Source organism: Enterobacter sp. DC4, assembly GCF_000568095.1.
GTDB classification, from domain to species: Bacteria; Pseudomonadota; Gammaproteobacteria; order Enterobacterales; family Enterobacteriaceae; genus Enterobacter; species Enterobacter pseudoroggenkampii.
The window spans coordinates 648,841-661,991 of sequence record NZ_AZUB01000001.1; the positions used below are offsets into that span (position 1 = coordinate 648,841).

The 13,151-nt window shown below is 56.3% G+C and carries 12 protein-coding genes; 8 read left to right on the forward strand and 4 right to left on the reverse strand.

Annotated elements, in window-relative coordinates; translation table 11 throughout:
* From P349_RS20905 to P349_RS20875, 7 genes are all read left to right on the forward strand, one after another.
* The gene (locus P349_RS20905) at positions 1-375 is read left to right on the forward strand and encodes a YcfL family protein (protein WP_024909034.1); all 375 of its coding nucleotides are present in this window, start codon (positions 1-3) and stop codon (positions 373-375) included.
* A 10-nt stretch (positions 376-385) separates the two neighbouring features.
* On the forward strand, positions 386-1,033 hold the full coding sequence (gene lpoB, locus P349_RS20900) for a penicillin-binding protein activator LpoB (RefSeq protein ID WP_032650860.1): 648 nt from the start codon (positions 386-388) through the stop codon (positions 1,031-1,033).
* The gene (gene thiK / locus P349_RS20895) at positions 1,014-1,838 is read left to right on the forward strand and encodes a thiamine kinase (RefSeq protein WP_032650861.1); all 825 of its coding nucleotides are present in this window, start codon (positions 1,014-1,016) and stop codon (positions 1,836-1,838) included. Before lpoB ends, thiK begins: the two co-directional genes overlap by 20 nt.
* Before the next feature lie 11 nt (positions 1,839-1,849).
* Complete coding sequence (gene nagZ, locus P349_RS20890) at positions 1,850-2,875, forward strand: beta-N-acetylhexosaminidase (RefSeq protein WP_024909037.1); 1,026 nt, start codon at positions 1,850-1,852, stop codon at positions 2,873-2,875.
* Between the two features lie 34 nt (positions 2,876-2,909).
* Positions 2,910-3,452, forward strand: coding sequence for an alpha/beta hydrolase YcfP (ycfP, locus tag P349_RS20885; protein ID WP_008500781.1), 543 nt, complete (start codon positions 2,910-2,912; stop codon positions 3,450-3,452).
* 238 nt (positions 3,453-3,690) lie between these two features.
* Positions 3,691-4,995, forward strand: coding sequence for an NAD(P)/FAD-dependent oxidoreductase (locus tag P349_RS20880; protein WP_024909038.1), 1,305 nt, complete (start codon positions 3,691-3,693; stop codon positions 4,993-4,995).
* A gap of 193 nt (positions 4,996-5,188) precedes the next feature.
* Positions 5,189-5,728: a glycine zipper 2TM domain-containing protein gene (locus P349_RS20875; protein WP_008500779.1), complete on the forward strand. Its 540-nt coding sequence runs from the start codon at positions 5,189-5,191 to the stop codon at positions 5,726-5,728.
* A gap of 59 nt (positions 5,729-5,787) precedes the next feature.
* On the opposite strand, the gene P349_RS20870 is transcribed toward P349_RS20875, so the two are convergent.
* A complete protein-coding gene (locus tag P349_RS20870; RefSeq protein WP_024909039.1) occupies positions 5,788-6,423 on the reverse strand; it encodes a TetR/AcrR family transcriptional regulator in 636 nt (211 codons plus the stop codon).
* Between the two features lie 244 nt (positions 6,424-6,667).
* Here P349_RS20870 and bhsA point away from each other — a divergent pair, with 244 nt between their 5' ends.
* Complete coding sequence (gene bhsA / locus P349_RS20865) at positions 6,668-6,925, forward strand: multiple stress resistance protein BhsA (RefSeq protein ID WP_008500777.1); 258 nt, start codon at positions 6,668-6,670, stop codon at positions 6,923-6,925.
* Positions 6,926-7,036: 111 nt separating this feature from the next.
* Here bhsA and ldtC read toward each other — a convergent pair whose 3' ends face one another.
* The 3 genes from ldtC to P349_RS20850 form a co-directional block, all read right to left on the reverse strand.
* Positions 7,037-8,002: a L,D-transpeptidase LdtC gene (gene ldtC, locus P349_RS20860; RefSeq protein WP_032650862.1), complete on the reverse strand. Its 966-nt coding sequence runs from the start codon at positions 8,000-8,002 to the stop codon at positions 7,037-7,039.
* A gap of 386 nt (positions 8,003-8,388) precedes the next feature.
* Complete coding sequence (mfd, locus tag P349_RS20855) at positions 8,389-11,835, reverse strand: transcription-repair coupling factor (protein WP_032650865.1); 3,447 nt, start codon at positions 11,833-11,835, stop codon at positions 8,389-8,391.
* Positions 11,836-11,984: 149 nt separating this feature from the next.
* Positions 11,985-13,058 carry an acyltransferase family protein gene (locus tag P349_RS20850; RefSeq protein WP_032650867.1) on the reverse strand — a complete coding sequence of 358 codons (1,074 nt, stop codon included), beginning with the start codon at positions 13,056-13,058 and terminating at the stop codon, positions 11,985-11,987.
* Positions 13,059-13,151: the final 93 nt, after the last annotated feature.

The following is a 13,151-nucleotide window of genomic DNA, read 5'->3' on the forward strand; positions in this document are numbered from 1 at the left end:
ATGCGTAAAGGGCGTATTGCAGCGCTGGTAGTGACGATGATGATTGTGGGGTGCAGCACGCGCCCGGCGATCCCCGTGAACGATGAACAGACGCTGGTCATGGAATCCTCCGTGCTTGCCGCGGGCATCACGGCGCAACAGCCCGCGCTGACCATCAGTGAAATCAACTCATCTGCCTCCTCAACGCTCTTTAATGAAAGACACGAACCCGTGACGGTCCACTACCGTTTTTTCTGGTATGACGTAAGAGGTCTCGAAATGCATCCGCTGGAGGCGCCGCGCAGCGTCACCATTCCGGCCAGGTCGTCGGTAACGCTCTATGGCAGCGCCAACTATCTGGGTGCGCATAAGGTGAGACTTTATCTTTATCTCTGAGGGGTGAACCTTGATTAAAAACTTGAGCCGCTATGCGCTCGTGACAGCTTTCGCGCTGTTCCTGGCGGGGTGTGTGACCCGAACTGAACAGCCTGCGCCTGTGGAAGAGGCGAAACCGGGCACAGAACAGTCGACGCAGCCAACGCAGCCGCAGCCAACCGTGCCGTCCGTACCGTCTATACCGGCGCAGCCTGGCCCGATTGAGCATCCGGACCAGACGTCGCAGCCTGCACCGCGCGTGCGCCACTACGACTGGAATGGGGCAATGCAGCCGATGGTCGGTAAAATGCTGCAGGCGCAGGGCGTGACGGCGGGCAGCGTATTGCTGGTCGACAGCGTCAACAACCGTACCAACGGTTCGCTGAACGCGGGCGAAGCGACAGAAACCCTGCGCAATGCTCTGGCTAACAACGGCAAGTTTACGCTGGTCTCGGCTCAGCAGCTCGCGGTAGCCAAACAGCAGCTGGGCCTGTCGCCGCAGGATAGTCTCGGCACACGCAGCAAGGCGATCGGCATTGCCCGTAACGTTGGCGCACAGTATGTGCTTTACTCTAACGCCACCGGTAACGTGAATACCCCAGCCCTGCAGATGCAGCTGATGCTGGTTCAGACAGGCGAAATTATCTGGTCAGGTAAAGGTGCGGTTACGCAACAATGACAGCACGCGTGAAGAGATTCTGACGCGCTATTTTCCTCAGTACCGCCTTATCGCGCCGCAGGCCCACTCCGGGCTTGGCGGCGCGAGTTGCATTATAGCGCAGGGCGAACACCGTCTGGTCTTGCGGCAGAATCACGATCCCTACGCGCCTGCCTCCCATTTTCGTCGTCAGTTTCGTGCCCTGAGACGTCTTCCGTCAGATCTCGTGCCAGCCCCCCGTTTTTTCAGACAGGGCTGGATGGCCGTCGACTATCTGGACGGTGACGTTAAAAGCGCGTTACCGGACACGCCGGCGCTCGCGGCGATGCTGTATCATCTGCACCGGCAGCCACGTCTGGGATGGCGAATCACGTTATACCCGCTGCTGGAACGCTACTGGCAGCAGGCCGAGCCTGGCAGACGCACCCCAATGTGGCTGGCACATCTCAAGCGGCTGCGTAAAACGGGCGAGCCGCAGCCGATTCGGCTCGCGCCGCTGCACATGGATGTTCATGCCGGGAATATTGTTCATACGCCAGCGGGCATCAGGCTTATCGACTGGGAGTATGCCGGAGATGGCGATGTGGCACTGGAGCTGGCGGCAGTCTGGACGGAGAGTGACGCCGCGCGGCAAATGCTCATCAGGGACTACGCCCAGGTGGCACATATTGACCCCGAGGCGCTGAGGCGTCAGGTCAGATGCTGGCGACCCTGGGTCGTCATGTTAATGGCTGGCTGGTTTGAAATGCGCTATCGGCAGTCAAGAGACAAACACTTTATTGCGCTGGCAGACGATGCCTGGCGTCAGTTACAAACGAAAGGATAAGAGAGGTGGATGTGGGTCCAGTCATGTTGGATGTAGAAGGGTTTGAGCTGGATGCGGAGGAGCGTGAAATTCTGGCGCATCCGCTGGTGGGTGGCCTGATCCTGTTTACCCGCAACTATCACGATCCGGCGCAGCTGCGTGAGCTGGTGCGTCAGATCCGCGCCGCGTCGCGCAATCATCTGGTGGTCGCCGTCGATCAGGAAGGCGGCCGCGTGCAGCGTTTTCGCGAAGGGTTTACCCGCCTGCCGGCTGCCCAGTCTTTTGCCGCGCTGTTAGGGACGGAAGAGGGGGGGAAACTGGCGCAGGAGGCCGGCTGGCTGATGGCCAGCGAAATGATCGCCATGGATATCGACATCAGTTTTGCCCCGGTTCTGGACGTGGGGCATATCAGCGCCGCCATTGGCGAGCGTTCATACCATGAAGATCCGCGTATTGCGCTGGCCATGGCGACCCGGTTTATCGACGGTATGCACGATGCCGGAATGAAAACCACCGGGAAACACTTCCCGGGTCACGGCGCGGTGACGGCGGACTCACACAAAGAGACCCCGCGCGATCCGCGCCCGGAAGCGGAAATTCGCGCCAAAGATATGTCGGTGTTCAGGTCGCTTATCACCGACAACAAGCTTGATGCCATTATGCCTGCGCACGTGATTTACAGCGACGTTGACCCGCGTCCTGCCAGCGGCTCTCCGCACTGGCTGAAAACCGTTCTGCGTCAGGAGCTGGGCTTCAATGGCGTGATCTTCTCTGACGATTTATCCATGGAAGGGGCGGCGATCATGGGCAGCTACGCTGAACGCGGTCAGGCGTCGCTGGATGCAGGTTGCGATATGATCCTGGTCTGCAATAATCGTAAAGGTGCCGTGAGCGTGCTGGATAACCTGTCGCCGATCAATGCAGAGCGTGTTACACAATTGTATCATAAAGGTTCATTTAGCCGTCAGGAGCTGATGGATTCGGCGCGCTGGAAGACGGTCAACGCCCGGCTTGAAGACCTGAATGAGCGCTGGCAGGCACATAAAGCCAGCCTGTAAACCCTCCCGGAAGGCGTAGCGTGGTGAGAAGACGATGATCATCTATTTACACGGTTTTGACTCAAACAGTCCTGGTAATCATGAGAAGGTGCTGCAGCTGCAGTTTATCGATCCGGATGTACGGTTGATCAGCTACAGCACGCGCCATCCGAAGCATGATATGCAGCATCTGCTCAAAGAGGTGGACAAGATGTTGCAGCTCAACGTCGACGATCGCCCGCTGATTTGCGGCGTGGGGCTGGGTGGCTACTGGGCGGAGCGGATTGGCTTCCTGTGCGACATTCGCCAGGTGGTGTTCAATCCTAACCTGTTCCCGAACGAGAACATGGAAGGCAAAATTGACCGCCCGGAAGAGTATGTCGATATTGCGACCAAGTGCGTCAGCAATTTTCGTGAGAAAAACCGCGACCGCTGCCTGGTGATCCTTTCACGTAATGATGAAGCGCTCAACAGCCATCGGGCAGCAGAACTGCTGCATCATTACTATGAGATCGTCTGGGACGAAGAACAGACCCACAAGTTCAAGAACATCTCCCCGCATCTGCAGCGTATCAAAGCGTTTAAAACGCTGGGTTAATCCCTTATCCGCAGGCATCAAAGCCCGGCCGCGAAAGCGTACCGGGCTTTCTTTTTGACCAGAATTGTCTACTTTTAAGCCATCAAAACTTGATGCATATCAATTTTGGTATGACCAATGCGCCTGACGTGGTATTCTCAATGCACCTGAATGGTTTCAGTGCTGTAACCTGTTGTTAATTAAGGGTTATTTTTATAACTTTTAATTAACAATTGGTTAATAATTTGAGGGGGTCACGTTGACTACGCCATTGAAAAAGATAGTGATTGTAGGCGGTGGTGCTGGCGGGCTGGAGCTGGCTACACAGCTGGGCAAGAAGCTGGGTCGCGGTAAAAAAGCCAAAATTACGCTGGTGGATCGTAACCACAGCCACCTGTGGAAACCGCTGCTGCACGAAGTGGCGACCGGTTCTCTGGACGAGGGCGTGGACGCGCTCAGCTATCTGGCGCACGCGCGCAACCACCATTTCCAGTTCCAGCTGGGCTCGGTGGTGGACATCAACCGTGAAAGCAAAACCATCACCCTGGCAGAGTTGCGCGATGAAAAAGGGGAGCTGCTGGTTCCTGAGCGCAAGCTGCCGTACGACACACTGGTCATGGCGCTGGGCAGTACCTCCAACGACTTCAACACGCCGGGCGTGAAAGAGCACTGTATCTTCCTCGACAACCCGCACCAGGCGCGTCGTTTCCATCAGGAAATGCTGAACCTGTTCCTGAAGTACACCAGCAATATGGGTGCGAACGGTAAGGTGAATATCGCCATTGTTGGCGGCGGTGCGACGGGCGTTGAGCTGTCTGCGGAGCTGCACAATGCAGTGAAACAGCTGCACAGCTACGGTTACAAAGGGTTAACTAACGAAGCGCTGAACGTCACGCTGGTCGAAGCGGGTGAACGCATTCTGCCTGCGCTGCCTCCGCGTATTTCCGGTGCGGCGCACAATGAGCTCACCAAACTGGGCGTGCGGGTGCTGACGCAGACCATGGTGACCAGCGCCGACGAAGGCGGCCTGCACACCAAAGACGGCGAGTATATCAAAGCGGATCTGATGGTCTGGGCGGCAGGTATCAAAGCGCCTGACTTTATGAAAGAGATCGGCGGTCTGGAAACGAACCGCATTAACCAGCTGGTCACCGAGCCAACGCTGCAAACCACGCGTGACCCTGAAATCTTTGCTATCGGTGACTGTGCCTCCTGCGCGCGTCCTGAAGGTGGATTCGTGCCGCCGCGCGCGCAGGCCGCTCACCAGATGGCAAGCCTGGTGCTGCACAACATTCTGGCGCAGTACAAAGGCAAGCCAATGAAGGCCTATGTCTACAAAGACCATGGTTCTCTGGTGTCTCTGTCAAACTTCTCTACCGTCGGCAGCCTGATGGGCAACCTGATGCGCGGCTCAATGATGGTAGAAGGGCGCATTGCCCGCTTCGTGTATATCTCCCTGTACCGCATGCACCAGATTGCGCTGCACGGCTACTTCAAAACCGGGCTGATGATGCTGGTGGGCAGAATCAACCGCGTGATCCGTCCGCGTCTGAAGCTGCACTAATCTTTCACTCCCTCCGGGTCCTCCGGAGGGAGTTTTTAGCATTTCATGCTGTAGATCACAGTTTGAGTGCTTAAGAGTTCTCCTAAATACAATATATCTCCTCTCAACGCCCCTTTTTTGATCCTTTATCTTATTGGCGAAGCCGTGCCTCCATTGCAAAATTGTTACCAATAGCAACAAAGGAGGAAGTCCCGTGAATAAATCAATGTTGGCGGGTATAGGGATTGGCGTCGCGGCTGCGTTAGGTGTGGCTGCCGTTGCCAGTCTCAACGTATTAGATCGCGGCCCGCAGTATGCGCAGGTGGTTTCTGCTACACCGATTAAAGAAACGGTAAAAACGCCTCGTCAGGAGTGCCGTAACGTCTCCGTGACGCACCGTCGTCCGGTGCAGGATGAAAACCGCATTGCCGGTTCTGTTCTGGGCGCGGTAGCGGGTGGCGTGATTGGTCACCAGTTCGGCGGCGGCCGGGGTAAAGATGTGGCGACCGTGGTCGGTGCGCTGGGTGGCGGCTATGCCGGTAACCAGGTACAGGGCGCGATGCAGGATAATGATACCTACACCACGACTCAGCAACGCTGCAAAACCGTCTATGACAAGTCGGAAAAAATGCTGGGCTATGACGTGACGTACAAAATTGGCGATCAGCAGGGCAAAATCCGCATGGATAAAGACCCGGGCACGCAAATTCCACTGGATGGAAATGGCCAGCTGGTTCTGAATAACAAAGTGTAAAAAAGATGTTCTCTGAATTTAGCTCCTCATGCGCTCAGGCTGAGGAGCTTTTTTTTGCTTCAGATTTTCAGTAGCTCAGGCCACAGTCGCAGCGTGGTTTCGCTAATATTCTGCAGTTTTTCCAGCGTAGCCCCTTCACGGGCGCTGATCGACATCCCCTGCAAAATACAGCTCAGGTATTGCGCCAGCAGCTGAGGGTTGCATTGCGCAGGGATTTCACCGCGCTGCTGGCGTTGAGCCAGAAAGGCGCTGAGCGTCTCCTCCTGCATGGCATGACGCGATTTCACCGTATTGGCAATCTCTTTCGAGGACGCCGCCAGGGTGGCAGAGGTGTTAATCATAAAGCAGCCCGCAGGCGTCTCTTTACTGGTGAAGCAGGTCGCGACGGCGGTGAAGTAATCCCGAAGCGCCTGTTCGACGCTTTTCTCTTCACAAAATAGCTGGGCTTCATGTTTCGCCGCAAAGCGCGAAATGTATCTGTCCAGCACCGCCCTGAACAGCCCCTCTTTATTGGTAAATTCGGCATACAGCGTCGGCGCTTTGGCTCCGGTAGCTTCTACCAGATCGGAAAGCGAGGTTGCTTCATACCCATGTTGCCAGAAGAGAGTCATGGCCTTATCAAGCGCTGCATCCCTGTCAAACACTTTTGGTCGGCCACGGCTTTTCTTCGCACAACTCGTGACATCGGTTGTCATGTGCCGTTGGTCCTCTGTTGGTTTGGTGAATAGCCATTATAAAAATAAACGCAACCCACCACCAGTGCTGAATGCTTAAAAATATATTAATCATATCTATATGAAAAATAACAACTTTAAAATTAAGTTAGTGGTCGTTATAAAATTATGTTGACGCGTGACCTGGATCACATTTATGATTTACCTATCGATCGTTAACTAAATAGATAACGACCTCCAAATTCATCTGCTAAAGGTAAACATCATGAAAAACGTAAAAACCCTCATCGCTGCTGCTGTCCTGAGTTCACTCTCTTTCGCAAGCTTTGCTGCTGTACAGGTACAGTCCACTCCGGTCGATCAGCATAAAGTCGGGACGATCTCTGCGTCTGCCGGGACTAACCTGGGTTCACTGGAAGATCAGCTGGCGCAAAAAGCGCAAGAGATGGGTGCAAAATCTTACCGCATCACCTCTGTGACCGGTCCTAACACCCTGCACGGCACGGCTGTCATCTACAAATAAGCCGGGCATAAACCCTCATTTATGCCACTGCAATAAAAAAACGCCCTGCTGAGCAGGGCGTTTTTTTTATTTATGATTTACATCGATTGCTGGATTACATCGATTGCTGGATTACATCGATTGCTGGATTACATCGTGATGCCGGGTGACATCGGTCGGCATGCCTGACCGGGCCTCCATCGCGCGCTCCATCACCACGCTGTTGGTATTCGCATTCGTTTTGAAGCTTACCATCGCGGCATTCAGGTTAATGGGCAGCGTCTGCGGATCATCGCCAATGTTTTTCGATAGCGGCTGGTGAATTTCGACCAGCCGCACGCCGCCCGGCTCCTCAGAAACCTTAATCGGCGTATTGATAATATTCACTTTGGTTCCCGGTGTAACGACGTTAAACAGCGTTTTGATATCGTCATCGCGCAGACGAATACATCCGGAACTGACGCGCATGCCGATGCCAAAGTCCGCATTCGTGCCGTGCAGCAGGTAAACACCACCGTAGGCTGCCAGGCGGATCGCGTGGTGTCCCATTGGGTTATCCGGGCCTGCCGGCACCACGGCTGGAAGATCGATGCCCTGAGCTTTATAACGGGCTCGAATATTGGCCGTCGGGGTCCAGGTTGGATTCGCGCGTTTATCCGAGACGGTGGTGACCATCGTCGGCGTCAGCGTGTCGCCGCCCAGCTGACCAATACCAATAGGGTAGACCGTCACTTCGTTTTTACCCGGCGGGTAATAGTACAGACGCAGCTCGGCCAGGTTTATCACCATCCCCTCGCGCGGGGCGTCCGGCAGGATAGTCTGTAACGGGATGGTCAGTACGCTGCCCGCGCGCGGGACGTAAGGATCGACGCCGGGGTTCGCCTGCAGCAGGGCCAGAAAACCGACGTTATATTTTTTGGCAATCGCTTCCAGAGAACCGCCATTATTTTCAACCACATGAAAGCGGTTTTCACCCACCACCTTGCTGCCGGGAGGGGGAAGGGGCCAGGTGTTTGCGCGAGCAGGAAGCGCAACCGCGACGGTGGCTGCCAGCGCAAACAGGGTTAACCAGCGAGTAAAACGCGAAGAGGTCATCATCACCATAATCCATGTAAATGATAAGGTTATTGTTTTATAAGGCGTTAAACATAATTATGGCGAATGGGTATGTCGGGAAGATCGGGTGAAGTGCAAAGAGTTTGTAAATTGTCCCCCCGTAGCACTGGGCTAACAGGGGAAGGGATCCCCATAAAATAATGCCTGCACGGACGACCCCCTCTCCCTTGAGGGAGAGGGCTGGGATGAGGGGGAACATACGACTCTGGTGGTCATTCCGTTCACTTTATGTTCCTTAGTACTCTGTAACGACATGACCTGTGAACGTGCCAGGGTGTCGCTGTAAGCTATTCATTTTCCGGAAGCAACTTTCATCGCTTCCGGTTAATAAACTACATGAAATTCCTTAGTTAAGAGGGGAAGGGAGGTTATGCGATCGCGTTCTCTTCCAGCTGACGCATAAAGTTACGCACCCAGTCCATACGGGTTTTGCGCTCCGTCAGCTCCTGGGTAAATTTCAGACGGGTTGGGCCATCCAGACGGAAATGCTGCGGCTGTTTTTGCAGCAGGCCGATGAGCCACATCGGGTTGACGTGGTTCTTCTCGGCGAATTCAATCACGCCGCCTTTTTCATTGCCTTCGAGCTTGCGAATCCCCAGCTTCTGCGCCTGCTGGCGCAGTCTCGCGATATCCAGCAAATTTCTCGCCGCATCGGGCAGCAGACCAAAGCGGTCGATCAGCTCAACCTTGATCTCTTCCAGCTCGTTCTCCTTCTTCGCGCTGGCGATTCGTTTGTAGAATGAGAGTCGGGTATTCACGTCTGGAATGAAATCATCCGGCAGCAGGGAAGGCATACGCAGCTCGACCTCGGTCTGCTGGCTGGTGAGGTCTTCCAGCGACGGCTCGCGTCCGGCCTTCAGGGCATCAACCGCGTTCTCCAGCAGCTCCATATAGAGCGAGAAGCCGATGGTTTCCATCGAGCCGCTCTGGTCTTCACCCAGCAGTTCGCCGGCACCGCGGATCTCGAGATCGTGCGTGGCCAGCGCAAAGCCTGCGCCGAGGTCTTCCAGCGAGGCGATGGCTTCCAGACGCTTTTGCGCGTCGGTGGTCATCGCTTTCGGATGCGGCGTCAGCAGCCAGGCGTAGGCCTGATGGTGTGAACGCCCGACGCGACCGCGCAGCTGGTGAAGCTGCGCCAGACCAAAGTGATCCGCGCGTTCAATGATGATGGTGTTTGCCGTCGGAATGTCGATCCCGGTTTCGATGATGGTGGTGCACACCAGCACGTTAAAGCGCTGGTGGTGGAAGTCGTTCATCACCCGTTCCAGCTCGCGCTCGCGCATCTGCCCGTGACCGATAGCGATACGCGCTTCCGGTACCAGTTCCGCCAGCCTGTCCGCCGCTTTCTGGATATTTTCCACGTCGTTATAGAGGTAGTAGACCTGCCCCCCACGAAGCACTTCACGCAGAATGGCCTCACGCACCACCAGATTATCGTACTCGCGGACAAAGGTTTTCACCGCCAGACGGCGCGCCGGTGGCGTGGCAATAATCGACAGATCGCGCATGCCGCTCATCGCCATGTTCAGGGTTCGCGGGATCGGCGTTGCGGTCAGGGTCAGGATGTCGACGTCGGCGCGCATCGCTTTGATGCGCTCTTTATGACGCACCCCGAAGCGGTGCTCTTCGTCGACAATCAGCAGCCCCAGATCTTTCCACTTCACGTCGCTTTGCAGCAGCTTGTGGGTGCCGATCAGAATGTCGATTTTACCCTCGCTGGCCTGTTCCAGAATTTGGGTCTGTTCTTTGGTGCTGCGAAAACGCGACAGCATCTCTATGCGAACCGGCCAGTTGGCGAAGCGGTCGCGGAAGTTGTCGAAGTGCTGCTGAGCGAGCAGGGTAGTCGGCACCAGCACCGCCACCTGCTTGTTGTTTTCGACCGCAAGGAAAGCGGCCCGCATCGCCACTTCGGTTTTGCCGAAGCCAACGTCGCCGCAGACTAAGCGGTCCATTGCCAGCGGCTGGCACATGTCGCTCAGCACGGCGTTAATAGCCTGAGCCTGATCAGGCGTGGTTTCAAACGGAAAGCTGTCACAGAACAGCTGGTACTGTTCTTTATCATGCTTAAAGGCGAAGCCCTCTTTGGCCGCGCGCTGGGCGTAAATATCCAGCAGCTCGGCGGCCACGTCGCGCACTTTTTCCGCGGCCTTCTGGCGCGCGCGCGCCCAGGCATCGCCGCCCAACTTGTGCAGCGGCGCGTTCTCTTCGGCACCGCCCGCGTAGCGGCTGATCAGATGCAGGGACGACACCGGAACATACAGTTTGGCGTCGTTAGCGTAGGTCAGCATCAGGTATTCACCTTTAATGCCGCCCGCTTCCAGCGTGGTCATCCCCTGATAGCGTCCAACGCCATGCTCCAGGTGAACAATCGGCTGGCCCGGGTGCAGCTCGGCCAGGTTACGGATCAGCGTGTCCGGGTTGATGGTCCGACGGCTGTCCTGACGGCGGCGTGCGACGCGCTCGCCCAGCAGGTCGCTTTCGCAAATCAGCGCCAGGTTATTGAGCGTGTCGATAAAACCGTGCTCGGCGGCGCCAATCATCAGGTAACGACCGTTTCCGGTCGCTTCGCTCAGGCGCAGGATGCGCTTCGGCGCCACCTTAATGCGTCCCAGCAGTTCACCTAACGCTTCGCGGCGGCCTTCACTCTCAACGGAGAACACCACCGGGCCGGTAAAGGACTCCAGAAACTTGCGCAGACTATCCAGCGGGGATTTCTGCTGCGCCTGAACGGCCAGGTCCGGCAGCGTCCGGAATGCGAGGTTGGTGTTGGCGGCCTTGTCGGCAAGCGAATCGGTTTTCAGCTGCATGCGCGGCCAGCGCTTCAGCTCGGCGTTGAGCTCGTCGGTGCGCAGCCACAGCGCTTCCGGCGGCAGCAGCGGGCGCATCGGGTCAACGCCCCGGTTTTCGAAGCGCGCGCGGGTTTCACTTTCAAAGCGGCTGGCGCTGGCGTCGATATCGCCGGTATTAACAATCAGCGTATTCGCCGGGAAGTAGCTGAACAGGGCAGGGAGCGGCTCGTTGAAGAACAGCGGCTGCCAGTATTCGATCCCGGCAGGCAGCGTGCCTTTACTGACCTGCTGATAAATATGTTCCGCGTCGCGCTTCACCTCGAACTTATCGCGCCACTGGCTGCGAAACAGTTCGATAGCGGTTTTGTCCGTGGGGAACTCATGCGCGGGCAGTAAATTGATGGACTCCACTTCTTCCAGCGTGCGCTGCGTGTCGGCGTCGAAGACGCGCAGGCTGTCGATTTCATCATCGAAAAAGTCCAGACGATACGGCTGGTCGCTGCCCATCGGGTAAAGGTCGAGCAGCGCGCCGCGGGTCGCGTATTCCCCATGCTCCATCACCTGGTCGACGTGGCGATAACCGGCCCCGTCAAGCTGCGCGCGCAGGGCATCACGGGACAGTCGCTGGCCTTTTTTCATCACCAGCGCGTGACCGTGCAGATAGCTGTGCGGACAGACGCGCTGCATCAGGGTGTTCACCGGCACAATCAGCACGCCGCGCTGCATGGTCGGGAGTTGATAGAGCGTCGACAGGCGCGAGGAGATAATCTCCTGATGCGGAGAGAAGCTGTCATACGGCAGCGTTTCCCAGTCGGCCAGGCTGAACACCAGATTATCGGTGAACTGGCGAATTTCGTCGTGCAGGCGCAGGGCGTTTTGCATATCCGGGGCAACCAGAATCACCGGGCCTGGATGACGCTCGGCGATTTCCGCCACCAGCGTGGCGCACGCTGCGCCAGTGAGTTCACCCAGCTGGCGCTGGTCGCCCGCTTTGACAGGCAAGGAATAACGATAGTGTTCAGGCATGGCTATGTCAGAGTCTCTTATGGATATACCAACAGTATTGGGGCATATCACTGATACGCAATGTCTTTATTATCCTCGATCGTTTTACATAAGCAAATCGTAACCGCACGGCAGGGCTAAACGCCCCCGAAACGGGGGCGGAGAGGGCATTAACGCGTTGAAGGTGACAGGGTCAGCGTAGCGGGAGGAGAGAAGAAAACGTCGCCAAACAGCGCGGTGGAGAGCTTACGCACCCCGAGTCCGGCCAGGGTACAGATCAGCAGGCTGGCAAACGGATAGACAAGAATTAGGGATAGCTCGGCCCAGACCGGCCAGTAAGCGGCATTCATCTCGCCGATCAGGAACAGGCTAAAGGCCTCAATCAGGATGCGGTGGGTGGTATAAATCGCAATGGTGTTTGAGCCAATCACGTTCAGCAGATTGTTCGGGTGAACGGCATAGCGCTGCTCAAGGCTATAGAACAGCTTCATGATCAACACAATCGACAGCAATGAGAGCAGCAGCGGAACGTTAGCAAACCACAGCACCACGGAGACGGCGGCGAAAGCGCCGGTTGCCAGCCAGATGCGGCGCAGGTTGACGCTTTTCATCCACGCCATCAGCGCTGCGCCATACCACGCCCCGAGGCTGTAGTAGATCATGTTGCGTACCACGCTGTTCATTCCCCACCACGGCAGCGGCAGGAAGTTGATCGCGATGCTTGCCAGCGCCAGCAGCCCCAGTACCGGCAGCTTCCAGCGGCTCAGCAGTTTACACAGCGTGAAGTAGACCACCAGGGCATACAGATACCACAGGCTGGTGCTGGCGGTGAGCATGCCTTGCACAAATCCTGAGAGCGAGTCGGCGTAGGCCGCGTTCGACGAGGTGGCAAGCTCACGCTCGGGCGCTAGCCAGGCGTTCAGGTGGGTCAGCGCCTGCCATTGCAGGACACCCCACAGCGCCAGCACCCAGACAATGCTCCAGATCCGCTTGTCGAGACTGGTTCGCCAGTCCACCTCGTCGATATAACGACGGATCAGGTAGCCGGAGATAAAGAAGAAGACCGGCATACGAAACGGTGCGAGATAGAGGTTAAAATAGACCCAGCATTTGGCGAGAAGGCCGGAGAGCGGGTGTTGCAGCCCGATCAGATGCGGATAAAACGTGATAACCGAATGATAGATAACCACCAGGCAGATACACAGCCCTTTTATCTGGTTAATCCATAATGCTTTTTGCTTCATTGTTCGCCACTACCTTATTGCCATAAACGAACGAGCAATTGTTGTAAAACGACACCAGGATGTAATGGGTAACAGTCTGTATCAGGAGGTTTT

Excerpts from the sequence above, each read along its gene's own strand:
- P349_RS20905 (WP_024909034.1), top strand. The coding sequence starts at position 1 with ATGCGTAAAGGGCGTATTGCAGCGCTGGTAGTGACGATGATGATTGTG.
- ycfP (WP_008500781.1), top strand. The coding sequence starts at position 2,910 with ATGATCATCTATTTACACGGTTTTGACTCAAACAGTCCTGGTAATCAT.
- P349_RS20870 (WP_024909039.1), bottom strand. The coding sequence starts at position 6,423 with ATGACAACCGATGTCACGAGTTGTGCGAAGAAAAGCCGTGGCCGACCA.
- bhsA (WP_008500777.1), top strand. The coding sequence starts at position 6,668 with ATGAAAAACGTAAAAACCCTCATCGCTGCTGCTGTCCTGAGTTCACTC.
- ldtC (WP_032650862.1), bottom strand. The coding sequence starts at position 8,002 with ATGATGACCTCTTCGCGTTTTACTCGCTGGTTAACCCTGTTTGCGCTG.
- mfd (WP_032650865.1), bottom strand. The coding sequence starts at position 11,835 with ATGCCTGAACACTATCGTTATTCCTTGCCTGTCAAAGCGGGCGACCAG.
- P349_RS20850 (WP_032650867.1), bottom strand. The coding sequence starts at position 13,058 with ATGAAGCAAAAAGCATTATGGATTAACCAGATAAAAGGGCTGTGTATC.